Raw genomic sequence first — 21,951 nt, 5'->3', positions numbered from 1 at the left:
GCGGCGGCGCCCACCCCATCCATGACGGCAGCGGCCGCCCACGCGACCGATCCGGCCATGACCGCGCTGCTGCGCGAGGAGATCGCTGCTGCCGGAGGCTGGCTGCCGTTCGACCGCTACATGAGCCTGGCGCTGTACGCGCCGGGCCTGGGGTACTACGCCAACGCGCGGCGCAAGTTCGGCACGATGCCGCAGCAGGGGTCGGACTTCGTCACGGCGCCGGAGCTGTCGCCGTTGTTCGGGCGCGCGCTGGCGCGTCAGGTGGCGCAGGCGCTGCAGGTCAGCGGCACCGACACGGTGATCGAGTTCGGCGCCGGCAGCGGCGCGCTGGCCGAGCAGTTGCTGGAGGCGCTCGATGCGCTCGGGCAGCCGGTAACGCGCTACTTCATCGTGGACCTGTCGGGCACGCTGCGCGAACGTCAGGCCGAGCGCCTGGCGCGATTCGCGCCGCGGGTCGAATGGCTGGACCGCTGGCCCGACGAGATCCACGGCGTGATGGTGGCCAACGAACTGCTGGACGCGATTCCCGTGGACCTGCTGCGCTGGGACGGGCAGCAGTGGCTGCAACGCGGCGTGGGCCTGGACGCGCTGGGCGAGCTGGTCTTCGTCGACCGCGCCGGCGATGCGCGGCCGCCGCTGCCGGCGGAGGAGGACGCGGGTTTCGTGCCGGGCACGGTGACCGAGATCCACCCGCAGGCGGAGGCGTTCGTGAAGACGCTGGCGGAGCGGCTCAAGCGGGGCGCGGCCTTCCTGATCGACTACGGGTTCCCGGAGTCGGAGTACTACCACCCGCAGCGCACGGGCGGCACGCTGATGTGCCACCACCTGCACCGGGCCGATCCGGATCCGCTCGCGTTGCCGGGGCAGAAGGACATCACCGCGCATGTGAACTTCACCGGCATCGCGCTCGCGGGGCAGGACGCGGGGCTGATGGTGCTGGGCTACACGAGCCAGGCCAACTTCCTGATCAATTGCGGCCTGGTGGACCTGATGAGCGAGGCCACGCTGGCGCAGCGCGGCATGGCGCACCGGCTGATCGCCGAGCACGAGATGGGCGAGCTGTTCAAGGTCATCGGCTTCGCGCCGGGCGACGGGTTCGACGCGATGGGCTTCATCGCGGGGGACCGCTCGCACACGCTGTGACCTGACACTCTCTCCCGCTTGCGGAAGAGGGAGGGGTGAGGGCCAGCGGCCGTGGCAGGACGGCTGATCCGGGCCGGCCATGCAGGTTCATCGCCCCGGCGCCGGGGTCAGGAGTTGCCCGGTCTGTGCGCTGACGCGGCCTTCAACGCCGCCTTCCTCGCCTCCTGGATCGCCTGGCCGATGGCCGGGCCCTGCTTGCCGGCGGCCAGCGCCGCCGCCGAGATCGACGCCTGATCCACCGACTGCACCGCGCGCAGGTCGTGCAGCAGCGCCGCGCGTTGCGGATAGTCCCGATCGCGCAGCCCCTCGCGGCCGCGCGCATCGCATTCGCAGGCCAGCAGCATCTGCGCGAAACGCTCGGGCCGCCGCGTCGCGTCGCAGCGCTCGAGCAGCCTCAGCCGCGCCTCGACGGTGAAATCGAGGCTCTGATGCACGTGCGTGTGTTCGCGCGACACCAGCTCGGCCAGCTCCTTGCAGTCCGACGGCACCCGCCAGCGCTGCGACAAGGCCGCCGACAGGTCCTCGCTCCGGGTTTCGTGCTTCAGGTGGCGCGGCCATTCGGCCTCGGGCGTCGACCCCTTGCCCAGGTCGTGGCACAGCGCGGCGTAGCGCACCGGCAGCGGCGCGTCCACGCGCGCGCATTCCTCCAGGACCAGCAGCAGGTGCGCGCCAGTGTCGACCTCGGGGTGATGCGCCGGCGGCTGCGGCACGCCGAACAGCCGATCCACCTCCGGCGCGATGCGCGCCAGCGCGCCGCTCTCGCGCAGGATCTCGATCATTCGCGCCGGGTGCTTTTCCATCAGCCCGCGCGAGACCTCCTGCCAGACCCGCTCGGCCACCAGGGCATCGACCTCGCCGGCCTGCGTCATCTCGCGCATCAGGGCCATGGTTTCGGGCGCGACGCTGAAATCGCCGAAACGCGCGGCGAAGCGCGCCAGCCGCAGGATGCGCACCGGATCCTCGGCGAACGCCGGCGACACATGCCGCAGCACCCGGTCCGCCAGGTCGCGCTGGCCGCCGTAGGGGTCGATCAGCGTGCCGTCCTCGGCCTGCGCCATCGCGTTGATGGTCAGGTCGCGACGCGCGAGGTCCTGCTCAAGGGTGACGTCCGGGGCCGTGTGGAACTGGAAACCGTGGTATCCAGCGGCCGTCTTGCGCTCGGTCCGCGCCAATGCCACCTCTTCATGGGACTCGGGGTGCAGGAAGACCGGGAAATCCTTGCCGACAGGAATAAATCCCTTGTCGATCAAGGACTTGGGTGATGCACCGACCACCACCCAATCCCGGTCCTGGACCGGCAATCCCAGCAGGGCATCCCGGACGGCCCCTCCGACGAGAAACATCTGAACACTCATGTTGCGGCGCAGCATCCCCAAGGGTGGGGGTGCTCACGTAGGCTGTTGATCCGTATATTCACCAATGCCACCTGCACACCAGTGCCTGCTTCAGCAGGCCAGCTACCGAGAGAGACACGTAGTCAGGCAGGCGGCAAGCAGTAGGGAGTTTTTGAATGAAGTCTGTTCTCCTCCTCTTGCTGGGCGGAATTGGTCTCGCTGCCCAGGCGCAAGAGATGTCGGCCACCGAAGCGCCCCAGGCGCAGATCGCCGCAGACGCCAGTTTCGTGCAGCAGAGCCAACCGGCACCGGTGCAACTGGCTGATGTCAATGAGCAGGAGGGTGCCACCGTGGTGCCGTCCTTCGTGTCCGAGCCCCAGAACCAGGCCATGATGGTCGGCGGCCTCCTGGCGGCCGTTTTCATGGTCAGGCGTAGGCGCGAACACTGACCCTCAGCACCCAAGACCACCTCGCCGCTTCCCGCCTTGCCCGCACAAGGCGCCAGAAGCGGCGTTTTCATTTCCGCTCCCCGTTCAGGACTTCAGACCTTCAGCACCGGCACCGGACCGCTGACGTCCCGGTACGGCTCCTCGAAGTCCAGGAAGTCCTTCTCCGCGATCGCATCGGCGATCCACTCGCGCACGCCGGGCGCCGCTTCCACGCGCGCCAGATAGGCCCGCAGCGGCTCGGGCACCGGCAGGCCGTAGCGCGTCACCCGCATCACGACCGGCGCGAAGAACGCATCCGCCGCGCCGAACTCGCCAAACAGGAAAGGACCGCCGCTTTCGGCCAGCGCGTTGGTCCACAACTCCACCACCCGCGCCAGGTCCTTGCGCAGGCCGGCTTCTGTCTGCAGCAGCCGCGGGCCGATGCTCGTCAGATCGGCATCGATGTTCATCACGCAATGCGTGCGCAGCTGGCCGAAACCGCTGTGCATCTCCGCGCAAAGGCAACGCGCCCGGGCGCGCTGGCGCGCGTCGCGCGGCCAGACGCCTGCCTCGGGGAAGCGCTCGGCCAGATACTCGACGATCGCCAGCGAGTCCCACACCGCCAGCCCGTCGTCCACCAGCACCGGCACCTTGCCGGTGGGTGTCACCGCGCCGATCTCGCGATAGAAGGCCGAATCGGGCGTGAAGTCGAAACGGACCACGCGTTCCTGGAAGTCGATGCCCAGCGCCTTCATCAGCACCCACGGGCGCATCGACCAGGACGAGTAGTTCTTGTTGCCGACGATCAATTGCATGCGGAGATCCTTGTCCAGTGCCTGGTTCAGTTCGTGCCGTTGGCCGGGATGTCGGGCGCCGACGCCGCGGCCGGCCCGATCACGCGCCCGAGCCGGTCGCGCAGCAGCGTGCCGCCCTCGCGGCCCATCAGCTGGGCATAGATGGTCGCGTTGGACAGCACCTTGCGCACATAGTCACGGGTCTCCCAGATGGGAATGTTCTCCGTCCAGATCGCCGCGTCGAGCTGCGGCCCCTCGCGCCAGCGACGCGGCCGGTTGGGCCCGGCGTTGTACGCGGCCGCGGCCATCGCCTGCGAGCCCTCGAAGCTGTCCATCACCAGCTTCAGGTAGCCGGTGCCCAGACGCAGGTTGGTGTCGCGGTCATGCAGCATGTCGGGTCGGAAATCCACGCCCAGCTTCTTCGCGGTCCACTTGGCCGTCGCCGGCATGACCTGCATCAGGCCACCGGCGCCCACATGCGAGCGCGCATCCATCATGAAGCGCGACTCCTGGCGGATCAGCCCGTAGACATAGGCCGGGTCCAGGCCCACCGCGGTGGCCTGCTTGAAGACGTCCGCCCGATACGGCATCGGGAAACGCTGCGCGAGGTCGATCTCGAGCTTGGTGCGCTCGCTGGTCTGGATGCAGCGCTCCCAGAGTTCGCGCTCGCAGGCGGTCTGCGCGACGGCCAGCAGCTCGCGGTCGGACAGGCCGCGCAGGCTGAAGTTCCACTCGCGCTGACCCTCGCTGCGCAGCCCCACGGCCAGCAGCAGCAACGCGCGCTGGATGCCGGGATTGGCCGCCGCCTGCGCCCGCTCCGGCGCGGTGAGCTCGGCCGGCGTGGGCGGCAGCGGCAGGCGCAGCTTGAGCTCGTCCGCGGCCAGCTTGCCGTAGAAGCTCAGCGGCGAGGCGATCGAGCGCAGCGTGTCCTGCGCCTCGCGGCGTTGGGCGTCGCCGGCCGCGCCATTGGGCGCCAGTTGCTGCTGCGCCTTGGCGCGCCAGTAGGTCCAGGTGATGTCCTTCTGATCGCCCGGCTTCATCGTGGAGATCGCCGTCAGCAGCTGCTCGGGGCGGCTCGCCCCGGCGTCGCCACGCAGCGCGGCGCGCGCCATCCAGCCCAGCGTGTCGTCGCTCCATTCGGACGACCCGGAGCCGCCGCCCTTGCCCGCCAGCTTGAGCGCGCGGTCGAAGTATTCGTTGGCGTCGTCCTTGAGCCGCAGCGCGGTCTGTCGCCCGTACTGCGCCCAGAGCCAGGCCGCCAGGTCATTGGGGAGCTTGGGCGCCCAGCGCCGGATGTCGTCGTCGGCCTTGTCGTAGTCGGTCGCCGCCAGCCGCATCAGCGCCAGCACCGTCAGCTCGGCCTTGGCGCGCGGCGACGCCGCGGCCTTGCGCTTGAGATAACGATCGGGCTTGTCCATCAGTTCGGCGATGGCGTCCTGGTCCGCCTTGGACAGCAGCGACGCGGTCTGCTTCACCGCGCGGGGCTTGTTGGTCTCGACGACCAGGCGCAGCTTGCGCCAGACGTCGGAGTCCTTGAACTGGCCGTTCTCATGCAGCGTGCTGGCCAGCATGTGGCAGCCCTCGTCGGCGTCGCGTTGCGCGAGCCAGGCAGCGCGCGCGCTGTCGCGCAGGTCGCGCGAGGGGGGATCGGCCAGCAGCGCGTAACAGGTGACCTCGCGGTCGTCCTGCATCTTGTAGGCCGCGTGGTCGCGCCGGAAATTGGTCCAGTCGCGGCGATGGCCCAGCTCGAGCAGCCAGTCGTTGCGCAGGCGGTCCTCGACGTAGGCCCCCGGCCAGCGCGCGTAGAAGGCGTTGATCTCGGGCTGCTGGGCCTCGGAGAGGCGGGCGTTCAGATCCCAGTAATCAAACCAGGGGGCGAGCGGGTGCTGCTGGTCGAAGGCGACTTGCCGCATCGCCGCCAGCCGCGAGCGGTCCCGGGTGCGCCAGGCCTCGCGGGCGTCGGTGACCAGGTCCGGCAGCGGCGGCAGCGGATTGGCGACGACGTTGAACGTCGTGGCCGATTGCGCCAGCGCCGGCGGCGCGAGCAGCGCGGCCGCCAGGGGCAGGGTGGCGCAGGCGAGGGCGGTTACAGTGATCCGAGCGAACTTCATGCCGAACTGCGATGAATGACTTCCCCACGGCCCCCGACGCCACCGGCACTGCTGCCGGCAAGACCTGGCCCCATGAGCGAAGCGAACTGCGACGCGCCTTGCTGGCGCGCCGCCGCGAATGGTCGGCCGGCGCCGAGGCCCGGCTCGCCGCTGACCAGGTCGGCGAACGTCTGTTGCCGCTGCTGGGTCAGCTCGAGCCCCTGAGCCTCGGCCTGTACTGGCCGCTGGAGGGGGAATTTAACGCAGTGGCCTGGGCGGCGACCCACAAGCTTTCGGGGACGATGCAACTCGCGTTGCCGTTCGCGCGCAAGGCGGGCGATCACGGGCCGGCGTCGATGGAGTTCCGGCGCTGGAACGGCCAGGAGCCGACGGTCAAGGACGAGTGCGGCATTCCCAGCAGCACCGGGCCGGTGCTCGTGCCCGAGGTGCTGCTCGTGCCCTGCCTGGGCTACACGCGCGAGGGCTTCCGGCTCGGCTACGGCGGTGGTTATTTCGACCGCTGGCTGGAGGCCCATCCCGGCGTGACGACGATCGGCCTGGCCTGGCACTGCTGCGAGGCCGCCTTCGAGGTCCAGCCGCACGACCAGGCGATGACCGTCGTGCTCACGGAGCGCGAGGTCATCGCACCCTGACTCCCTCTCCCGCTTGCGGGAGAGGGCAGGGGTGAGGGCCAGTGGCCGTGGCAGTCCTGAAGATCAGGCTCAGCCCGAGTTCTCATCCACCGGCGGATCGGGCTCGCCGATCGCGCGGCGCGTGAGCGCGGACTGCTCGGCGATCCAGTTGGCGAATTCCACGACCTCCGGCCGAGCCCGCCCGTGCGCTGACATCATCAGCCAGTACACCGTCGGGCAGTCGAGCCGCCCCGCCTCGCCGAAGGGCTCGACCAGCTCGCCACGCTCCAGCGCCTCGTAGATCAAGGGCAGCCGCGCCAGCGCCACCGCCTGGCCCGACACCGCCGCCTGGATCTGCTGGTAGGTGAAGTTCAGGTACATCCAGCGCCGCGGCTGCAGGTCCGGCGCGCCGTGGATGCCCAGCCAGCGCCGCCAGCTCAGGAACAGGCCGCTGGGCCGCTGATCGTCCTCCTCAGCCAGCGTGTACTGGCGCAGGTCGGCGGCCTCGCTCAGCGGCGGCCCCTGGCCCGCCTGCGCCTGCTTGGCCACCCACGGATTGACCACCGGCGTCAGCATCTCGCCGAACATGCGCTGCGCATGCGGCGCCACGCGGTTGGGCGCGGCGTAGCGCAAGGCCACGTCGAATTCGCTGTCGTCGATCTCAACCAGCTGATCCAGCGCCGACACGCGGATGTCCATGTCCGGATGCTCGCGCTGGAAGGCCTCCAGCCGCGGGATCAGCCACAAGGACGCGAACGACGCAAAGGTCGTCACGTTCACCACGCGACGGCCGCGAGTCGACCGGATCTGCCGCACCGTGCCGTCCAGCCGGTCCAGCATCGGCTCCACCGCCGACAGCAGCAGCTTGCCGTCGGGGGCGAGCTCCACATGACGCGTGCCGCGCAGGAACAGCGTCGCGCCGAGCTCCTCCTCCAGCGAGCGGATCTGGCGGCTGACGGCGGACTGGGTCAGGAAGAGCTCCTCGGCCGCGGCGCTGAAGCTCAGGCGCCTCGCGACCGCCTCGAAGGCACGCAACGGACCGACGGCGAGCGGGCGGTGGCGGGGGCTATTCATGCGCGGATGGTATCAATCGACGCTGGAAGACTCATTGGACCGGCGTCCGGGTGAACCCTAGGATTACGCCATGTCCACGAGGAATGCCGCCGGTGCGCGGACCGCCCGCTGGACGGGGAGCCGATCATGAACGTCATGCAAAATTCATCAATCCAGGTCAGCCACGACGACGCCGCGTGGACCTTGTCACAGGGCGAGGCCATGAGCCTGCCGATCGGACCGGGTCGCCGCGAGCTGCATGTGCTCGACGGCCGGGTCTGGGTGACCCAGCGCGGTGACCTGAACCTGCCGGCCCAGGACTTCTGGCTGTCGGCCGGCGAGACCCTGGAAGTCGGCAGCGGCACGGAACTGGTCGTGGAAGCCTGGCCGACGGCCCGCTTCCAGCTGCTGGTGCCGCCGCAAGCCTGCGCCGCCAAGGCCGCGCGCCGCGTCAACCGCCTGCCTTCCTTCGCGCAATTGCTCGGCCAGCGCCTGGCGAACGCTTGACCATGGGCGCCGCCGCGGCCGTGACGGGCTTTTCCTTCCTGTCGGTCCTGGGCGCGGCCGTCGTGCCGGCGCTCTTCTTCGCGGTGCTGGCTTTCGGCTTCGCGTTGACCGAGCGCAAGGCCGACTCCATCGCCAGCCGCCCCCAGGGCAGCATCAGCGCGGGCGACTCCAGCGTGTCCTCCGGCGGCCTGAAGTAATTCAGGCTGGCGACGGCCTCCTGGCCGTCCTTGCCCGTCTTCGAGTAACGGAAGGGCTCGCAGCCCGCCTCGACGTAACGCGGCTGGCTGGTGGCGTCCGCCTTCAGATACAGCTCGTCGCGGCTGATGATGGCCAGGAACAGGCCATCCACGTACAGCCCGAAGCCGCCGAACATGCGCCGGGCCAGCACCGGCCCGAGCGGCGCCAGCAGCTCCATGCAATGGTTGGCGAAGTCGCTGCCCGCGCCGCTGACGCGACGGACGGTTCCCGTGGTGGTGGTGCCTCGTGCCATGGCGCCGACTCTAGTCCACCTCTGGCGCGGTGTGCGCCGCGCGGCCACAATGGCCCGCTCCGGACCTCGTCGGGTCCGCGTGGGAAGGCAAACGCCGGATGGATCCGAACGACAAGCTCCCGATCTCCGAAGACCGCCAGGCGCTGCGCGAGCGCCTGATCCGCGAACGCCTGGACCTGCCGGGCCGTCTCCAACTCGCCGACATCGTCCAGGGCGTGCTGCGCGTCTGGCTGGTCGGCCGCAAGGAAAAGCGCATCGCCGCCTACTGGCCGATCAAGGGCGAATTCGATCCGCTGCCGGCGCTGTTCCGCTGGAGCGAGGTCGACGGCGACCGCCGCATCGGGCTGCCCGTCGTCGACCGCGAGGAGGGCCGGCTGCGCTTCCACGTCTGGTACCCGGGCTGTCCGATGGAAGAGGACGCCACCGGCATCACCAAGCCCAAGGACACCGACGCCTTCGATCCTGAACTGCTGCTGCTCCCCTGCCTGGGCTACGGGCCGGGCGGGATCCGCATGGGGTATGGCGGCGGCTTCATGCTGCGGACCATCGCGCAGATCCAGCCGCGGCCGGTGGTCGTGGGGGTGGGCTTCAGCCACGGCTTCCAACCGATGCTGACCGCCCAGCCGAACGATGTCCGGCTCGATGCGATGCTGACCGAGATGGGGGTGGTCTGGGAGAATCCGCGCGCATGAATGCCGCCGATCCTCTTGTCCGCCACAGCCCGGACAGCCTTGATGCGCTGTACACGGCCCACCTCGCGGAGCAGCAGCGCCGCACCGAGCACGCGCTCCAGCGCGGCGGCTTCGATGCGTTGCTGATCGCCTCCGGCGTCGAGAAGTTCGCCTTCCTCGACGACCGGCCCTATGTCTTCCAGCCCAATCCGCACTTCAAGTTGTGGGTGCCGCTGGTGCGCCAGACCGACAGCTGGCTGGTGATCCGCCCGGGTCATCGCCCGCGCCTGGTCTACTGCCAGCCCGAGGACTACTGGCATGTGCCGCCGGCCGCGCCGAGCGGTTTCTGGGTCGAGCACTTCGAGCTGATCGTCGTGCGCAAGCCCGCCGACGCGTTGCCCTACCTGCAACTGCCGGGGCGCCTGGCCATCGTCGGCGAGGCGGATGCGGCGCTCGGCGACATCGTCCCGAACAACCCGCCCGAGGTCCTGAACCCGCTGCACTTCGCGCGGGCGGCCAAGACCGGCTACGAGCTGCTGCGCCTGCGCGAGGCGTCGGCGCTGGGCGCGAAGGCGCATCTGGCCTCGCAGCGCGCGTTCCGCGAAGGCCTCTCCGAGGCGGGCATCCACAACGCCTACCTGGCCGCCTGCGGATTCGCCGAGCGCGATCTGCCCTACGGCAACATCGTCGCGCTGAACGAGCATGCGGCCGTGCTGCATTACCAGTACCAGGACCAGCAGGCGCCGGCCCAGTCGCTGTCGCTGTTGGTGGATGCCGGCGCGCACAGCTGCGGTTATGCCTCCGACATCACCCGCACGACGGGCAACGGCGACGCGAGTTTCCAGGCGCTGATCGATGCGATGGAAGCGGCGCAACTGCGCCTGGTGGACCAGGTGCGCGCGGGCGTCGATTACCGCGACATCCACCTGGCCTCACACCGTGAGATCGCCGGCGTGCTGCGCCAGCTCGGCATCGTGCGCATGGACGAGGAGGCGATGGTCGCGCAGCGCGTGACCGCCACCTTCCTGCCGCACGGCATCGGGCATCTGCTGGGCTTGCAGGTCCACGACATCGGCGGCTTCATGGCCGGCGAGGACGGCGGCGCCATCGCCAAGCCCGAAGGCCATCCCTATCTGCGCCTGACCCGCGTGCTGCAGGCCGGCATGGTCGTGACCATCGAACCGGGCCTGTACTTCATCCCGATGCTGCTGGACCAACTGCGCGCCACACCGGCCTCGTCGCAGGTGGACTGGGCGCTGGTGAAGCACCTGAGCGCCTTCGGCGGGGTGCGCATCGAGGACGATGTGGCCTGCCGCGCCGAGGGCGCGCCGGAGAACCTCACGCGCGACGCGTTCGACGCGTTGGATGCGCTGGACGGGATCGGCGCGCAAGGCTGACGCCAGGCGGATCGCCGGCGAAAAAAGAAAAGGGCCCTCTCGCGAGGGCCCTTGTCGTTGGGGCGTGTGGGCCAGCGGGCTTGCGCCCGCGCGGTCCTCAGGCCTTGCGGCGGCGGGCGACGCCCAGGCCCACCAGGGCCAGGCCGACCAGCGCCAGCGAGCCCGGCTCCGGCACGGTGGTCAGCTGGAGGCCCCAGTTGTTCAGCGAGCCGCGATCCTGCGAGACCTGATCGGCGACGCGCAGCGTCCAGGTGCCGAAGATGTCCTGGCCGTTGAAGGCCGACAGCAGCTGCTCCGCGCGGAACGAACCGGTGAACGGCGCGGCGCCGCTGCCGATCGCGGTGGCGGCCTGGTCATCGAACACGGTGTTGATGAGGTTGTCGCCGCTGCCACCACGATGGTTGAACAGCTGGACCGAGGTGCCGGTCGGCGAGATCAGCCACATCGCCAGGTCGCTGTCGTAGGTGTGCGTCAGGCTGAAGATCGTCAGGTTCAGGTCGGTCAGCGTGCCGTGGCCGGTCACGTTGATCGTCGAATCGACCGTGCACAGGTCGCAGATGGCGACGGGCGTGGTGGTCGACACGGTCACGACGGCGGCTTGCGCGGCGAAGGTGGCGGTCAGGGTCGCGGCGCAGATGGCCAGCAGGCGCTTGATGCTCATGGAAGGGTCCTCATCCCATTGATTTGCTTGTGACCTCCTGTAAGCAGAGCTCATGCCAACAAACTAGGGATGGCGCCCAAAGTTCAATCGTGACAGGCGTTTGAAGCTATTCCTGTGAATAATTCCCGGCGGCTGATCCGAGGGTCCGCCGGGAACTGTCAAGAATGCCGACGCTCAGAAGCGGTAGCCGACGCCCAGGCCGACCAGCACCGGATCGACCTTGAACTTGCCGGCGTTGGCGCCGAACGAGCGGATCTCGGTGTCCATCTGGAGCTTCTTCAGGTCCAGGTTGATCGACCACTGCTTGTTCAGCATCAGGTCGACGCCGATCTGCGCGGCCATGCCGAAGCTGTTCTTCTTGATGCTGGGGCCCAGCACGGCCTGCACGCCGGGCTCGAAGCGCTCGCCCGAGAACATCGTGTAGTTGACGCCCGCGCCGATGTAGGGACGGACGGTGCCTTCGGGGTTGAAGTGGTACTGCAGCGTCAGCGTCGGCGGCAGGTGCTTCACCGAGCCGATCTGCGTGCCCCTGCTGTAGACCTTGTGCCGCTGCGGCACGGTCAGGATCAGCTCGGTCGCCAGGTGCGGCGTGAAGAAGTAGGTGATGTCGAACTCGGGGATGGTCTTGCGGCTCAGCGACAGGCCCAGGCCGGTCGAGTCCTTGTCCGCCGAATCGATGTTGACGGCGCGCACGCGGTACTGCCAGGGCGTGCTCTGCGCGAAGGTCGGCAGCGCGGCCGTGGCGATCAGGGCGCCCAGCGCCGCGGCGTAGAGGGAGGGGCGGGACAGGAGCGAGGTGCGGGACATGGTTCTCTCCGGGTTGGTGGAAACCCTGATTGAACGCGGGTACGCCGCAGTCCGCCTTGACCATTCACAAGGAAGCCCAGGGAACCGACGCGGTTCTCCTGGGCAGTTCCAGCGGGTTGCGGCTTATCAAGCTTTCGGCGCGAGGCCGAGGCGCTCGCACAACGCCAGCGTGAGGGCGCTCTGATTGAGCGTGTAGAAGTGCAGCCCCGGCACGCCGCCGGCGATCAGGCGCTCGCACAGCCGCGTGACGACGTCCAGGCCGAACGCGCGCACCGAGGCGGCGTCGTCCATGTAACCCTCCATCTTCAGCGCGACCCAGCGCGGGATCTCGATGCCGTCGCGCTGCGCGAACTGCGCGATGCGCGCGTAGTTGTTGATGGGCATGATGCCCGGCACGATCGGCACGTCCACGCCCATCGCGCGCGCGGCCTCGACGAAGTGGAAGTAGGCGTCGGGGTTGTAGAAGAACTGCGTGATCGCGCCGCTGGCGCCGGCGCGCACCTTGTCGGCGAAGAACTGCAGGTCGCGCGCGGCGTAGCGCTGCTGCGGGTGGTACTCGGGATAGGCGGCGACCTCGATGTCCCAGTCCTCGCCCTGCGTCTCGCGGATGAAGCGGACCAGCTCGGCCGCATAGCGGAACTCACCCGCGGTGGCGGTGCCGCTGGGCAGGTCGCCGCGCAGCGCCACGACGCGCCGGATGTCCTGCGCGCGGTAGGTGGCCAGGATCTCCGCGATGTTCTCGCGCGTGGAGCCGACGCAGGACAGATGCGGCGCGGCGTCGAAGCCCTGCGCGGCGATGTCGGCGACGGTCGACAGCGTCTTCTCGCGCGTGGAGCCGCCCGCGCCGTAGGTCACGCTGAAGTACTGCGGATTCACCGCGCGCAGTTCCTGCACGACGGTCTTCAGCTTCTCGGTGCCGACGGGGGTGTTGGGCGGGAAGAATTCGATGCTGACAGGCGTCTTGGGCGTCGTCATGGTTTCTGGACCCAGATGAAGAATTCGGTGTTGCCGTCGCCGCCGGTGACGGGGCTTTCGAACCAGCCCTTGATGACGAGCTCGCGCTTCTCGGCGGCGGTCTTGGCCTGCTCCTTGACCACGGCGTACTGCGTCTTGTCCTTGACGATGCCGTTCTTGTTCAGCGCCTTGGGGCCGAGCTCGAACTGCGGCTTGATCAGCAGCAGCGCCTGGCCTTGCGGCTTGAGCCAGCCGGCCACGAGCTTGATCGTGCCGATCATCGAGATGAAGCTCAGGTCGCCCACGACGAGGTCGAAGGGCTCGGCGGGGACGTAGTCCTTCACGTGCACGCCTTCATGCGCGGTCACGCGCGGGTCCGCCTTCAGTGTCTCGTGCAACTGCCCGTGGCCGACGTCGATGCCGGTCACGTGCGCCGCGCCGGCCTTGAGCAGCACGTCGGTGAAACCGCCCGCGCTCTGCCCCATGTCCAGCGCCGAGAAGCCGACCACCGAGATGCCGACCTTGGCCAGCGCGCCCTCGAGCTTGAGCCCGCCGCGCGAGACGTAACGCAGCTCGGCGTCATCGGTCACGCGCATGGCGGTGGTCTCGGGCAGGTCCTCGCCGCACTTGCGCACGACGGTCCAGCCCTTGGGGCCTTCCCACTCAACCGCGCGTGCGTCGATCAGCCGCTGGGCAGCCGAGCGCGTGGGCGCCAGGCCAAGAGAAAGAAGCCGCTGGTCAGCACGCATGGTCGGGTCTCGGGTCGGTCTCGGGTGGGTCGACGGTCAGTCGATCAATAACGGTAGGTGTCGGGCTTGTACGGACCGGCCTTGCTGACGCCGATGTAGGCGGCCTGCTCTTCCGTCAGCTCGCTCAGCTGCGCGTTCAGCGTCTTGAGCTGCAGGCGCGCGACGTGCTCGTCCAGGTGCTTGGGCAGCACGTAGACCTGGCCGACGGCGTAGGCGTCCTTGTGCGCGAACAGCTCGATCTGGGCGATCGTCTGGTTGGCGAAGCTCGACGACATCACGTAGCTCGGATGGCCCGTGCCGCAGCCCAGGTTCACCAGACGGCCCTTCGCGAGCAGGATGATCCGCTTGCCGTCGGGGAAGATCACGTGGTCCACCTGCGGCTTGATCTCTTCCCACTCGTACTTCTCGATCGACGCGATGTCGATCTCGTTGTCGAAGTGGCCGATGTTGCACACGATCGCGTTGTGCTTCATCGCGGCCATGTGCTCATGACGGATCACGCCCTTGTTGCCGGTGGTGGTGACGAAGATGTCGGCCTTGTCGGCGGCGTATTCCATCGTCACGACGCGGAAGCCTTCCATCGCGGCCTGCAGCGCGCAGATCGGGTCGATCTCGGTCACCCAGACCTGGGCCGACAGCGCGCGCATCGCCTGCGCCGAGCCCTTGCCCACGTCGCCGTAACCGGCGATCACGGCGATCTTGCCGGCGATCATGACGTCGGTGGCGCGCTTGATGCCGTCCACCAGCGACTCGCGGCAGCCGTACAGGTTGTCGAACTTGCTCTTCGTGACGGAGTCGTTCACGTTGATGGCGCGGAACAGCAGCGAGCCCTTGGCCGACATTTCCTTCAGGCGATGCACGCCCGTGGTCGTCTCCTCGGTCACGCCGATGATCTCGGCGCTCTTGCGGGTGTACCAGGTCGCGTCTTCCGAGATCTTCTTCTTGATCGCGGCGAACAGGATGCGCTCTTCCTCGCTGCCCGGATTGGCCAGCACGGACAGGTCCTTCTCGGCCTTCTGGCCCAGGTGCATCAGCAGCGTCGCGTCGCCGCCGTCGTCCAGGATCATGTTGGGACCTTCGCCCTCGGTGCCCTTGGCGCCGAAGTCGAAGATGCGGTGCGTGTAATCCCAGTAGTCTTCCAGCGTCTCGCCCTTGTAGGCGAAGACGGGGGTGCCGACGGCCACCAGCGCCGCGGCGGCGTGGTCCTGCGTCGAGAAGATGTTGCACGAGGCCCAGCGGACCTCGGCGCCCAGCGCCTGCAGCGTCTCGACCAGCACGGCGGTCTGGATCGTCATGTGCAGCGAGCCGGTGATGCGCGCGCCCTTGAGCGGCTGCGCCTTGGCGTATTCCTCGCGGATGGCCATCAGCGCGGGCATCTCGCTCTCGGCGATCTTGATTTCCTTGCGGCCCCAGTCGGCCAGCGACAGGTCTTTGATCAGGTACTGGTCTTGGGCCAGCGGCTTCAGTTGGGCGTTCATGCGGACTCCTGCGAGGAAGGGCCGTCGACGCCTGCGATCAGCAGCGGAGCAGAGAGAAGGGGCGGATGCCGCTCGTTCCTCACCCGGCCTGCGAAGGGTCGACGGGTGAGCGCGGTTGCCATGGCCGCGGACATGTCGTCGCGCGGCGGTTCCGAGCCTGGCCTCGATGGGGTGGGAGGTCGCAACGCTCCTCGGAACAGGGCGCGATTGTAGACGCGTTCAGCCTGGCGACTCGATGACAGCGTCACGCGCGGGGCCACAATCGCCCCCCATGCGAACGATTCCCCCGCTCGGCGACTGCCCGTCCTCCGCCTGGATCCCCCTGCGCGGGGTGCTGACGGACATCGACGACACCCTGACGGGGGAGGGCGGCATCGCCCCGGCGGCGCTGGACGCGCTGCATCGCCTGGCGGCCGCCGGCGTGCCGGTCATCGCCATCACCGGCCGCCCCGCGGGATGGAGCGAACCCTTCGCGATGGCCTGGCCCGTGCGGGGGATCGTCGCCGAGAACGGCGGGGTGCTGCTCCACCGGGAGGGGGAAGTCCTGCGCACCGAGTTCGCCCAGGAAGACGCGACGCGCGCGGCCAACTTCGCGCGGCTGCAGGCCTGCGCGCGGGAGATCGTCGCGACCGTGCCGGGCGCCACGCTCGCGCGCGACAGCGCGGGGCGGCTGACCGACATCGCCATCGATCACAGCGAATTCACCACGCTGGACGACGAGGCGATCGCCGCCGTCTGCGACCGGATGCGCGCGCATGGGCTGGTGGCGACGGTCAGCTCCATTCATGTGAACGGCTGGATCGGCGACCACAGCAAGTGGAGCGCCGCGCACTGGGCGGTGCAGCGGCTGACCGGACAGGCGTTCGATCCCGCCGAGTGGGTCTACGTGGGCGACTCGACCAACGACCAACTGATGTTCGAGCGCGTGCCGGTTTCGGTGGGCGTGGCCAACATCGCGCGTTTCCTGCCGCTGCTGGACCACCTGCCCGCCTACGTCACGACGGCGGAGCGCGGCGACGGTTTCGCCGAGGTGGCCCGCGCGTTCCTGGCGGGGCGCGAGGCACCGGCTGCCGGCTGACCAGCCGGCTGACCCGCCGGATCATCGATCACCGCCCGGTGGGGGCGCGGCTGACGGCCCTCGACCGGATCCCAGGCGTGGCGGCCGACCAGCGCGGAGATCCCCGGCCAGTCGTTGCCGCGGGGCAGCACGCGGGCCAGGCTCGCATGGCTGACGCGGCCGCCCAGGGCGACCAGGCGCAGGGCGACCTCGACCCGGCGGCGGCGGATGCGCGGCAGCAGCCAGCGGTTGGTGGGCCGCTCGCGGATCACGCTGGGATGCGGCATGCAGCGGTGCTCGGCCATCAGCAGGTGGCGCAGCAGCACCTCCAGCCCCAGCAGGTCGAGGCCGCGCCAATCGGTGCTCAGCCGCGCCAGCGCGAATCGCAGGTTGGCCTGCGCGTCGGAGCGCGCGACGTGGAAGCGGTTCTGGCCGGTCATGAACATCGGGACCTCCGGACAACGGGAGCGATGCGCCCGCGCGGCAAGCGCGGCGCCTGTCCTGGATGTCGGCGGGCGCGCGCGGGTTCTGAACCCGAGGATGTCCCCCAAAACGTCACGAAACGCAAGCGCCCCTCCATCCGAGGGGACGGGGGAGCAGTCCCCCGTCCGGACGCCCCAAAAGGAAAGGGCCGCATCAAGCGGCCCTTTCGGGTGGGGTGGGGGCGTCTCAGCCGGCCTCGGGGTGCCGGGCCTTCCAGGCGCGCATCGCCTGCCGGTACTCGTCCATCGCCAGATCGTGCAAGTCGAAGATGCACGGATCGCAGCCGTTCCCGCAGCACGCGTCCAGGTCGGGCTGGACGGGCGGCTGCGGCATCGGGTCGTCGGCCTGCGAGGCGGCCGGCGACGCGCTGGCGTCGATCGGATCGGCGTTCATGAACCCGGATCAGGCCCGGATCGCGCGCTGATCAGCCGCGACGGACCGGCGGCGGGCCGGAGTGGTTCGAACGCTGCAGGTGACGGAAGGTGATGCGGCCCTTGGTCAGGTCATAGGGCGACATTTCCAGCGACACGGCATCGCCAGCCAGGATGCGGATGTGATGCTTGCGCATCTTGCCGCCCGTGTAGGCGATGACCTGGTGGCCGTTTTCCAGCGTCACGCGGAAGCGCGAGTCCGGCAGGATTTCGTTGACGACGCCCTGCATTTCAATCAGTTCTTCCTTGGCCATTCGGCAGTCTCCATGCTTGAAGATGAAAAGGGCGCGATCCGCGGTGAGCCGCAGGCCATCGCCTCGGAAATCAACGACGCGAGGCTCAGTGGCCCCGCGCCCAGGCGGTGCCTTCGGTCTCCGCGTAGCGCAACGCAGCGCGGCGGGTCTCGAAGGCGGGCACGAATCGCATGACACGATCAATGCTGGCCATGCCGCGTCCCGATCGGATCGAGACTGCCGCGGCAAAGCCGCCGTCGGCATGGGGTTTGGTCATCGGTGAGACAAGGAATCGCCCCACCTCAATGCTTTTGGTTCGCATGGTTCTCATGAGGTGTGCGCCTTGACAGGCAATCGCAATAAGCAACCGTCTTGGCGCGGTTTGGGAAGGTGTACCACTTCGATTCGACGATACGAACAGCAGTGGCACGGAAAGTGGCTCCTCTGACCCATTCTCCGAAAGGCGAACAGGCAGGCCGAAGCCAGAAACGCTCAAGCGCACGAACCGGGGGGTGATGCTGGTGCGAGCCGCTCGCAGAAAGGTCCGTGGGAAGGACCGGAGGGGCTGCAGAAGAAGACCTGAAGAGGGTGGTCTTGTGCGAATCAAGTCGGGGAGTGTAGCGCAATCGCCGATTTTGTGCATCTCCGGCGATTGTCCCAGGGTTGGTGGATCGTGCAAACGGTCCGCCGGAACAGGCATGTCGCCCGGTCGGGAGATTCCTAGGATCTGTCCATCCCCACCCTTTCTCACCCCAATTCCCACCCCGGGTGCCTGGCGCACCCCCCCACCCCAAGGACGGATTCCCATGAGCAAGATCTGGTTCATCACCGGCGCCAACCGCGGCTTCGGTCTGGAAATCGCCAAGGCCGCGCTGGCCGCCGGCGATCGTGTCGTCGCCACCGGACGCAGCGTCGAGGCGCTCCAAGCGGCCTATGCGGAGACCGGCAACGCCGATGCCGTCTTGTGCCTGCCGCTGGACGTCAGCCGCGAGGCGGACGCCGCGCACGCGGTCGAGCAGGCCGTGGCGCGTTTCGGACGCATCGACGTGCTGGTCAACAACGCCGGATACGGACAGCTCGGGCTCTTCGAGGAGATCGCCGCGGCCGACATCGAGCGCCAGTTCGCGACCAACGTCTTCGGCCTGATGCACGTCACGCGGGCGGTGCTGCCGGTGATGCGCCGTCAGCGCGACGGTCATGTGATCAACATCGCGTCGGTCGGCGGATTCCGCGGTTTCGACGGCGCGGCGGTGTACTGCGCCACCAAGTTCGCGGTGGATGGCTTCAGCGCCTCGCTCGCGCCGGAGCTGGCCGGCTTCAACATCCGCGTGACGGTGGTCGAGCCGGGCTTCTTCCGCACCGATTTCCTCGATGCGAGCTCGGTGCGCTACGGCACGACGGCGATCGCGGACTACGCGGCGCTGCCCACGCCGCCGCTGTCGACCTACGAGGCCTACAACCACCAGCAGCCGGGCGATCCGGCCAAGCTGGGACGGGCGTTCGTCGAGCTGGCCGCGATGGCGCGCCCGCCGCTGCACTTCGTCGCGGGCTCGGACGCGCTGGGCATGGCGCGCGAGACCTTCGGCCAGCGCCTGGCGGAGGTCGAGGCGCATGCCGCGCTCTCGGCCTCACTGGATCGTGACGCGGGCTGACCCTCGGCGTCGCGCCGCTGCGGGCTGACCTCCGCCACGGTCACTTGGGGCGACTACCATCGCTCCCCGAGAGAACGTCGGCCGGGGAGGGCGCGATGGATGGATGCGGCGAGCCGGCATGACGGCGATGCTTTGGCAGCCGGCAGATCGACAGCACCGTCGGATCGCCGGCGTGGCGGCGCTCGTCGTGCAGGCAACGGTTCTACTGCTGCTGTTGCGAGGGACGGGGCGAGTGCTGATCGATCGGTTGAATGGCCCCGCCGTCACGTCCGTGCGTCTCGTCGCGCTGCCGGAACGCACGCGCGACGATGAACTGAGGCGCACCCTGGCCCCGCGCCCACCTGCGGTCTGGCTGCCCGCGCCCATCGTGGTGCCGCCGATTTCCGACTTCCCCAACGGCGTTCCTCCGGATCGCTCGGTGCGGGCGGCTGTCGCGCCCGTTGCGTCGGCCTCCGCCGCCTCGGCGCCGAACGACCGCTCGCGCGCACCGCTCAACCTCGCGCTGCCGAAGGCGGCGATGCAGGCGGATCCGCACACGCGGATGGCCGAGCAGATCCGCAACGACGAGCGCGCGCACACCGCGCCGCGCACCGTCGAGTCCGCGCTCGCCGATGCCGCCGGCACCTTGCCGATCGTGACCAGCGTGTCCACCAGCGGCACCGGGTCCAAGCTCGTCCGGCAGGGCAGCAAGTGCGCGCGCGTCTACGAGAACCGCATCGCCGCGCTCAATCCCACCGACGACCGGCTGAAGGACGCGCCGTCGGTGTCGAGCAGTTGCTACAACAAATGATTCCGGCGCCTGACGCCGAACGCTCGGCGGCGTTCAGGCCGGCAAGCGATGCACCGTCGCGTCGCGCCGGCGGGCCGCGTCGCGCGAGGGCGGCGCGCCGTAGAGCCGGCTGTACTCGCGGCTGAACTGCGAGGGGCTTTCGTACCCGACCGCATGGCCGGCGCGCGCGACCTCCAGCCCCTCTGCGATCAGCAGCCTGCGCGCTTCCTGCAATCGCAGTTGCTTCTGATACTGCAGCGGGCTCATCGAGGTCAGCGCGCGGAAGTGGTGGTGCAGCGATGACGCGCTCATGTGCGCCTCCCGGGCCAGCGCCTCGATGCGCAGCGGCTGCGCGTAATGCGCCTTCAACCAGCGGATCGCCCGATGCACGCGCTGCGTCTGGCTGTCCGCGCGTGCGACCTGCGCCAGGCGCTCGCCCTGCTCGCTGCGCAGCACGCGGTAGACGAGCTCGCGCATCGCCATCGGTGCCAGCGCCGCATGGTCCTCGGGATGGTCCAGCAGCCGCATCAGCCGCGCCGAGGCGTCGACCATGTCCGCCGTCACCGCGCTGACGAAGAGGCCGCGCCCCGTGTCCTCGGCCGCGTTGTCCGAGCCCGCGGTCGACGGAGGCACCGCCCGTGGCGGACCGCTGCGCGCGACCAGCTCGGCGACCTCCGCCGCATCGAAGTCCAGCCGCAGGCACAGGTAGGGGCGATCGGGCGTGGCCTCGATCACGCGGCTGCTCACCGGCAGGTCGGTGGTGAAGACCATGAATCGCGCGGCGTCATAGACGTAGCGCTCCTCGGCGAGCCGCACCTCCTTGGCGCCCTGCGCGATCACGCACAGCGACGCCGGCTGCACCGCATGGGCCAGCTCGCCGCCGGGGTGGTCCAGCCGGATCGCCCACACGCGCGGCAGCGCGGTCGGCCAGATGCCCTCGCGCGGCGCGTGACGGCGCAGCATCGCGCCGAGATCGTCCATGGCCGTCGTCATCGCCGTGCTCATCCCGCGCGGAGCAGCTGCTCGATGTCCGCGCGCGGCGGCGTGCCGAAGAGCCGGCGGTACTCGCGGCTGAACTGCGAGGCGCTCTCGTAACCGACCTGATGCGCCGCGGCCGCCGCGTCCAGTCCGCTGCCCAGCATCAGCCGACGCGCGTGCTGCAGCCGCAGCTGCTTCTGGTACTGCATCGGCGACATGCTCGTCAGCTGCTTGAAGCGCTGATGCAGCGTCGAGGCGCTCATGTGCGCCACCGCGGCCAGCTCGTCGATGCTGATGGGCTCGTGGAAGCGCCGGTTGATCTCGTCGATCGCGCGCGCCAGGCGGCGCGTCGCGCTGTCCTGCTGCGCCAGCGTGCGCAGGCGCGGCCCGAGCGGACCGGTCAGCACGCGGTAGAAGATCTCGCGCTGCAGCAGCGGCGCCAGCACCCGCTGGTCTTGCGGGCTGTCGAGCAGCTGCATCAGGCGCAGCGCCGCGCTCAGCAGCGACTCCGACACCGGCGCCACGTTCAGCCCGGATTCGGTCGAGGGCGCCGCGTCGGAACTCACCGGGCCGACCTCCAGCATCAGCTCCGCGAGCGTCGCGGTGTCGCAGTCGATGCGCACGCACAAGTAGGGCTTGTCGGGCGTGGCCTCGATGACGCCGCCCTTGGGCAGCATCGGCATCGACACCAGCAGGAAGTGCAGCGGGTCGTAATACAGCGTCTCGGTGCCGAGCTCGACCTTCTTGCGGCCCTGCAGCACGATGGCCAGGCCCGGCTCGTAGAACGCGGGCGCGGTCTTGGGCGTGCTGCAGCTGGCCTTGATCAGCTGCAGGCAGGGGATGTCGGTGTGGCTGGTGCCGTCGCCATTGCCGGTGGCGGCCACGTGGCGCAGCGTCAGGTCCACCATCTGCGCGCGCAGGGCCTGCAGCGCGTCGGGGAAGCCGTCAGCCAGGGAAATCGGGGTGGGAGCGACCATGCATCGGATTGTGCAAGTGCCTCGCGCGCGCCGCCAGCGCCTGCGCGCGCGGCGGCCGGGGTTCCGGAGGATTGGGCAAGGACGGGCGAGCATTGCGCTGGTTCCGAAGGGGGCCGGATTCCTACAGTGATGGACATCGCGGTGGCCCAAGGGGCGCTGCCGCGTTCACATCGTCTGAAGGAG

Annotated in this window: 25 protein-coding genes and 1 riboswitch; of the genes, 9 read left to right on the top strand and 16 right to left on the bottom strand. The window is 69.2% G+C overall.

The features are described 5' to 3' along the window. The first annotated feature begins 21 nt into the window (after positions 1-21). Positions 22-1,143 (top strand): class I SAM-dependent methyltransferase, encoded by a 1,122-nt coding sequence (locus ACNI65_RS20270; protein WP_416763664.1) that lies wholly within the window; start codon positions 22-24, stop codon positions 1,141-1,143. Between the two features lie 107 nt (positions 1,144-1,250). On the opposite strand, the gene ACNI65_RS20265 is transcribed toward ACNI65_RS20270, so the two are convergent. Further along, on the bottom strand, positions 1,251-2,486 hold the full coding sequence (locus tag ACNI65_RS20265; protein WP_416758984.1) for a multifunctional CCA addition/repair protein: 1,236 nt from the start codon (positions 2,484-2,486) through the stop codon (positions 1,251-1,253). 167 nt (positions 2,487-2,653) lie between these two features. On the opposite strand from ACNI65_RS20265, the gene ACNI65_RS20260 reads away from it, so the two are divergent. Further along, positions 2,654-2,926, top strand: a complete 273-nt coding sequence (locus tag ACNI65_RS20260) for a hypothetical protein (RefSeq protein WP_416758983.1) — start codon at positions 2,654-2,656, stop codon at positions 2,924-2,926. Positions 2,927-3,018: 92 nt separating this feature from the next. Here the strand turns inward: ACNI65_RS20260 and ACNI65_RS20255 are convergent, their stop codons facing one another. Both ACNI65_RS20255 and ACNI65_RS20250 read right to left on the bottom strand, forming a co-directional pair. Further along, positions 3,019-3,720 carry a glutathione S-transferase family protein gene (locus ACNI65_RS20255; protein ID WP_416758981.1) on the bottom strand — a complete coding sequence of 234 codons (702 nt, stop codon included), beginning with the start codon at positions 3,718-3,720 and terminating at the stop codon, positions 3,019-3,021. 26 nt (positions 3,721-3,746) lie between these two features. Continuing rightward, positions 3,747-5,810: a transglycosylase SLT domain-containing protein gene (locus ACNI65_RS20250; protein ID WP_416758980.1), complete on the bottom strand. Its 2,064-nt coding sequence runs from the start codon at positions 5,808-5,810 to the stop codon at positions 3,747-3,749. A gap of 11 nt (positions 5,811-5,821) precedes the next feature. On the opposite strand from ACNI65_RS20250, the gene ACNI65_RS20245 reads away from it, so the two are divergent. Further along, positions 5,822-6,442: a 5-formyltetrahydrofolate cyclo-ligase gene (locus ACNI65_RS20245; RefSeq protein WP_416758978.1), complete on the top strand. Its 621-nt coding sequence runs from the start codon at positions 5,822-5,824 to the stop codon at positions 6,440-6,442. A gap of 69 nt (positions 6,443-6,511) precedes the next feature. On the opposite strand, the gene ACNI65_RS20240 is transcribed toward ACNI65_RS20245, so the two are convergent. Beyond that, positions 6,512-7,495 (bottom strand): LysR family transcriptional regulator, encoded by a 984-nt coding sequence (locus ACNI65_RS20240; RefSeq protein WP_416758977.1) that lies wholly within the window; start codon positions 7,493-7,495, stop codon positions 6,512-6,514. A 126-nt stretch (positions 7,496-7,621) separates the two neighbouring features. On the opposite strand from ACNI65_RS20240, the gene ACNI65_RS20235 reads away from it, so the two are divergent. Further along, positions 7,622-7,981 (top strand): DUF2917 domain-containing protein, encoded by a 360-nt coding sequence (locus tag ACNI65_RS20235; RefSeq protein WP_416758976.1) that lies wholly within the window; start codon positions 7,622-7,624, stop codon positions 7,979-7,981. Here the strand turns inward: ACNI65_RS20235 and ACNI65_RS20230 are convergent. Continuing rightward, on the bottom strand, positions 7,926-8,471 hold the full coding sequence (locus ACNI65_RS20230; protein ID WP_416758974.1) for a TfoX/Sxy family protein: 546 nt from the start codon (positions 8,469-8,471) through the stop codon (positions 7,926-7,928). The genes ACNI65_RS20235 and ACNI65_RS20230 overlap by 56 nt on opposite strands. A 98-nt stretch (positions 8,472-8,569) precedes the next feature. Here ACNI65_RS20230 and ACNI65_RS20225 point away from each other — a divergent pair, with 98 nt between their 5' ends. Both ACNI65_RS20225 and pepQ read left to right on the top strand, forming a co-directional pair. After that, a complete protein-coding gene (locus tag ACNI65_RS20225) occupies positions 8,570-9,163 on the top strand; it encodes a 5-formyltetrahydrofolate cyclo-ligase (protein ID WP_416758972.1) in 594 nt (197 codons plus the stop codon). Continuing rightward, positions 9,160-10,539, top strand: a complete 1,380-nt coding sequence (gene pepQ, locus ACNI65_RS20220) for a Xaa-Pro dipeptidase (RefSeq protein ID WP_416758971.1) — start codon at positions 9,160-9,162, stop codon at positions 10,537-10,539. The genes ACNI65_RS20225 and pepQ overlap by 4 nt, the downstream gene beginning before the upstream one ends. A 97-nt stretch (positions 10,540-10,636) precedes the next feature. Here pepQ and ACNI65_RS20215 read toward each other — a convergent pair whose 3' ends face one another. From ACNI65_RS20215 to ahcY, 5 genes are all read right to left on the bottom strand, one after another. Beyond that, positions 10,637-11,200, bottom strand: coding sequence for a proprotein convertase P-domain-containing protein (locus ACNI65_RS20215; RefSeq protein WP_416758969.1), 564 nt, complete (start codon positions 11,198-11,200; stop codon positions 10,637-10,639). Between the two features lie 174 nt (positions 11,201-11,374). Continuing rightward, positions 11,375-11,989, bottom strand: a complete 615-nt coding sequence (locus tag ACNI65_RS20210) for an OmpW/AlkL family protein (RefSeq protein ID WP_416763663.1) — start codon at positions 11,987-11,989, stop codon at positions 11,375-11,377. A gap of 144 nt (positions 11,990-12,133) precedes the next feature. After that, on the bottom strand, positions 12,134-12,982 hold the full coding sequence (gene metF / locus ACNI65_RS20205) for a methylenetetrahydrofolate reductase [NAD(P)H] (RefSeq protein WP_416758967.1): 849 nt from the start codon (positions 12,980-12,982) through the stop codon (positions 12,134-12,136). Next, entirely contained in the window at positions 12,979-13,710 is a 732-nt protein-coding gene (locus ACNI65_RS20200) for a TlyA family RNA methyltransferase (RefSeq protein WP_416758966.1), read from the bottom strand. Before ACNI65_RS20200 ends, metF begins: the two co-directional genes overlap by 4 nt. A 44-nt stretch (positions 13,711-13,754) precedes the next feature. Next, positions 13,755-15,188 (bottom strand): adenosylhomocysteinase, encoded by a 1,434-nt coding sequence (ahcY, locus tag ACNI65_RS20195; RefSeq protein WP_416758964.1) that lies wholly within the window; start codon positions 15,186-15,188, stop codon positions 13,755-13,757. A 100-nt stretch (positions 15,189-15,288) separates the two neighbouring features. Beyond that, a riboswitch (S-adenosyl-L-homocysteine riboswitch) is annotated at positions 15,289-15,387 on the bottom strand. A gap of 72 nt (positions 15,388-15,459) precedes the next feature. On the opposite strand from ahcY, the gene ACNI65_RS20190 reads away from it, so the two are divergent. Further along, positions 15,460-16,266 carry an HAD family hydrolase gene (locus tag ACNI65_RS20190; protein ID WP_416758963.1) on the top strand — a complete coding sequence of 269 codons (807 nt, stop codon included), beginning with the start codon at positions 15,460-15,462 and terminating at the stop codon, positions 16,264-16,266. Here the strand turns inward: ACNI65_RS20190 and ACNI65_RS20185 are convergent. From ACNI65_RS20185 to ACNI65_RS20170, 4 genes are all read right to left on the bottom strand, one after another. Beyond that, entirely contained in the window at positions 16,179-16,691 is a 513-nt protein-coding gene (locus tag ACNI65_RS20185) for a hypothetical protein (protein ID WP_416758962.1), read from the bottom strand. The two genes, ACNI65_RS20190 and ACNI65_RS20185, sit on opposite strands and share 88 nt — an antisense overlap. Before the next feature lie 223 nt (positions 16,692-16,914). Continuing rightward, entirely contained in the window at positions 16,915-17,121 is a 207-nt protein-coding gene (locus tag ACNI65_RS20180) for an oxidoreductase-like domain-containing protein (RefSeq protein WP_416758961.1), read from the bottom strand. Positions 17,122-17,152: 31 nt separating this feature from the next. After that, positions 17,153-17,413, bottom strand: coding sequence for a translation initiation factor IF-1 (gene infA, locus ACNI65_RS20175; RefSeq protein ID WP_416758960.1), 261 nt, complete (start codon positions 17,411-17,413; stop codon positions 17,153-17,155). 85 nt (positions 17,414-17,498) lie between these two features. Then, positions 17,499-17,714, bottom strand: a complete 216-nt coding sequence (locus ACNI65_RS20170; RefSeq protein ID WP_416758958.1) for a hypothetical protein — start codon at positions 17,712-17,714, stop codon at positions 17,499-17,501. A 484-nt stretch (positions 17,715-18,198) separates the two neighbouring features. On the opposite strand from ACNI65_RS20170, the gene ACNI65_RS20165 reads away from it, so the two are divergent. Further along, a complete protein-coding gene (locus ACNI65_RS20165; RefSeq protein WP_416758956.1) occupies positions 18,199-19,044 on the top strand; it encodes an SDR family NAD(P)-dependent oxidoreductase in 846 nt (281 codons plus the stop codon). A gap of 172 nt (positions 19,045-19,216) precedes the next feature. Then, positions 19,217-19,834: a hypothetical protein gene (locus tag ACNI65_RS20160; protein ID WP_416758954.1), complete on the top strand. Its 618-nt coding sequence runs from the start codon at positions 19,217-19,219 to the stop codon at positions 19,832-19,834. Between the two features lie 33 nt (positions 19,835-19,867). Here the strand turns inward: ACNI65_RS20160 and ACNI65_RS20155 are convergent, their stop codons facing one another. After that, complete coding sequence (locus ACNI65_RS20155) at positions 19,868-20,818, bottom strand: AraC family transcriptional regulator N-terminal domain-containing protein (protein ID WP_416758953.1); 951 nt, start codon at positions 20,816-20,818, stop codon at positions 19,868-19,870. Beyond that, on the bottom strand, positions 20,815-21,768 hold the full coding sequence (locus tag ACNI65_RS20150) for an AraC family transcriptional regulator N-terminal domain-containing protein (RefSeq protein ID WP_416758952.1): 954 nt from the start codon (positions 21,766-21,768) through the stop codon (positions 20,815-20,817). Before ACNI65_RS20150 ends, ACNI65_RS20155 begins: the two co-directional genes overlap by 4 nt. Positions 21,769-21,951 lie beyond the last annotated feature (183 nt).

The organism is Roseateles sp. So40a, from assembly GCF_048081605.1.
Lineage (GTDB): Bacteria > Pseudomonadota > Gammaproteobacteria > Burkholderiales > Burkholderiaceae_C > Roseateles.
The sequence above is the reverse complement of the archived record's forward strand: the minus strand, read 5'-3'. Positions and strand labels throughout refer to the sequence as shown.

What these genes read in the sequence shown, in the direction of transcription:
- ACNI65_RS20270 (WP_416763664.1), top strand. Translation starts at nt 22, where the DNA reads ATGACGGCAGCGGCCGCCCACGCGACCGATCCGGCCATGACCGCGCTG.
- ACNI65_RS20265 (WP_416758984.1), bottom strand. Translation starts at nt 2,486, where the DNA reads ATGTTTCTCGTCGGAGGGGCCGTCCGGGATGCCCTGCTGGGATTGCCG.
- ACNI65_RS20260 (WP_416758983.1), top strand. Translation starts at nt 2,654, where the DNA reads ATGAAGTCTGTTCTCCTCCTCTTGCTGGGCGGAATTGGTCTCGCTGCC.
- ACNI65_RS20255 (WP_416758981.1), bottom strand. Translation starts at nt 3,720, where the DNA reads ATGCAATTGATCGTCGGCAACAAGAACTACTCGTCCTGGTCGATGCGC.
- ACNI65_RS20250 (WP_416758980.1), bottom strand. Translation starts at nt 5,810, where the DNA reads ATGAAGTTCGCTCGGATCACTGTAACCGCCCTCGCCTGCGCCACCCTG.
- ACNI65_RS20245 (WP_416758978.1), top strand. Translation starts at nt 5,822, where the DNA reads ATGAATGACTTCCCCACGGCCCCCGACGCCACCGGCACTGCTGCCGGC.
- ACNI65_RS20240 (WP_416758977.1), bottom strand. Translation starts at nt 7,495, where the DNA reads ATGAATAGCCCCCGCCACCGCCCGCTCGCCGTCGGTCCGTTGCGTGCC.
- ACNI65_RS20235 (WP_416758976.1), top strand. Translation starts at nt 7,622, where the DNA reads ATGAACGTCATGCAAAATTCATCAATCCAGGTCAGCCACGACGACGCC.
- ACNI65_RS20230 (WP_416758974.1), bottom strand. Translation starts at nt 8,471, where the DNA reads ATGGCACGAGGCACCACCACCACGGGAACCGTCCGTCGCGTCAGCGGC.
- ACNI65_RS20225 (WP_416758972.1), top strand. Translation starts at nt 8,570, where the DNA reads ATGGATCCGAACGACAAGCTCCCGATCTCCGAAGACCGCCAGGCGCTG.
- pepQ (WP_416758971.1), top strand. Translation starts at nt 9,160, where the DNA reads ATGAATGCCGCCGATCCTCTTGTCCGCCACAGCCCGGACAGCCTTGAT.
- ACNI65_RS20215 (WP_416758969.1), bottom strand. Translation starts at nt 11,200, where the DNA reads ATGAGCATCAAGCGCCTGCTGGCCATCTGCGCCGCGACCCTGACCGCC.
- metF (WP_416758967.1), bottom strand. Translation starts at nt 12,982, where the DNA reads ATGACGACGCCCAAGACGCCTGTCAGCATCGAATTCTTCCCGCCCAAC.
- ACNI65_RS20200 (WP_416758966.1), bottom strand. Translation starts at nt 13,710, where the DNA reads ATGCGTGCTGACCAGCGGCTTCTTTCTCTTGGCCTGGCGCCCACGCGC.
- ahcY (WP_416758964.1), bottom strand. Translation starts at nt 15,188, where the DNA reads ATGAACGCCCAACTGAAGCCGCTGGCCCAAGACCAGTACCTGATCAAA.
- ACNI65_RS20190 (WP_416758963.1), top strand. Translation starts at nt 15,460, where the DNA reads ATGCGAACGATTCCCCCGCTCGGCGACTGCCCGTCCTCCGCCTGGATC.
- ACNI65_RS20185 (WP_416758962.1), bottom strand. Translation starts at nt 16,691, where the DNA reads ATGTTCATGACCGGCCAGAACCGCTTCCACGTCGCGCGCTCCGACGCG.
- ACNI65_RS20180 (WP_416758961.1), bottom strand. Translation starts at nt 17,121, where the DNA reads ATGAACGCCGATCCGATCGACGCCAGCGCGTCGCCGGCCGCCTCGCAG.
- infA (WP_416758960.1), bottom strand. Translation starts at nt 17,413, where the DNA reads ATGGCCAAGGAAGAACTGATTGAAATGCAGGGCGTCGTCAACGAAATC.
- ACNI65_RS20170 (WP_416758958.1), bottom strand. Translation starts at nt 17,714, where the DNA reads ATGCGAACCAAAAGCATTGAGGTGGGGCGATTCCTTGTCTCACCGATG.
- ACNI65_RS20165 (WP_416758956.1), top strand. Translation starts at nt 18,199, where the DNA reads ATGAGCAAGATCTGGTTCATCACCGGCGCCAACCGCGGCTTCGGTCTG.
- ACNI65_RS20155 (WP_416758953.1), bottom strand. Translation starts at nt 20,818, where the DNA reads ATGAGCACGGCGATGACGACGGCCATGGACGATCTCGGCGCGATGCTG.
- ACNI65_RS20150 (WP_416758952.1), bottom strand. Translation starts at nt 21,768, where the DNA reads ATGGTCGCTCCCACCCCGATTTCCCTGGCTGACGGCTTCCCCGACGCG.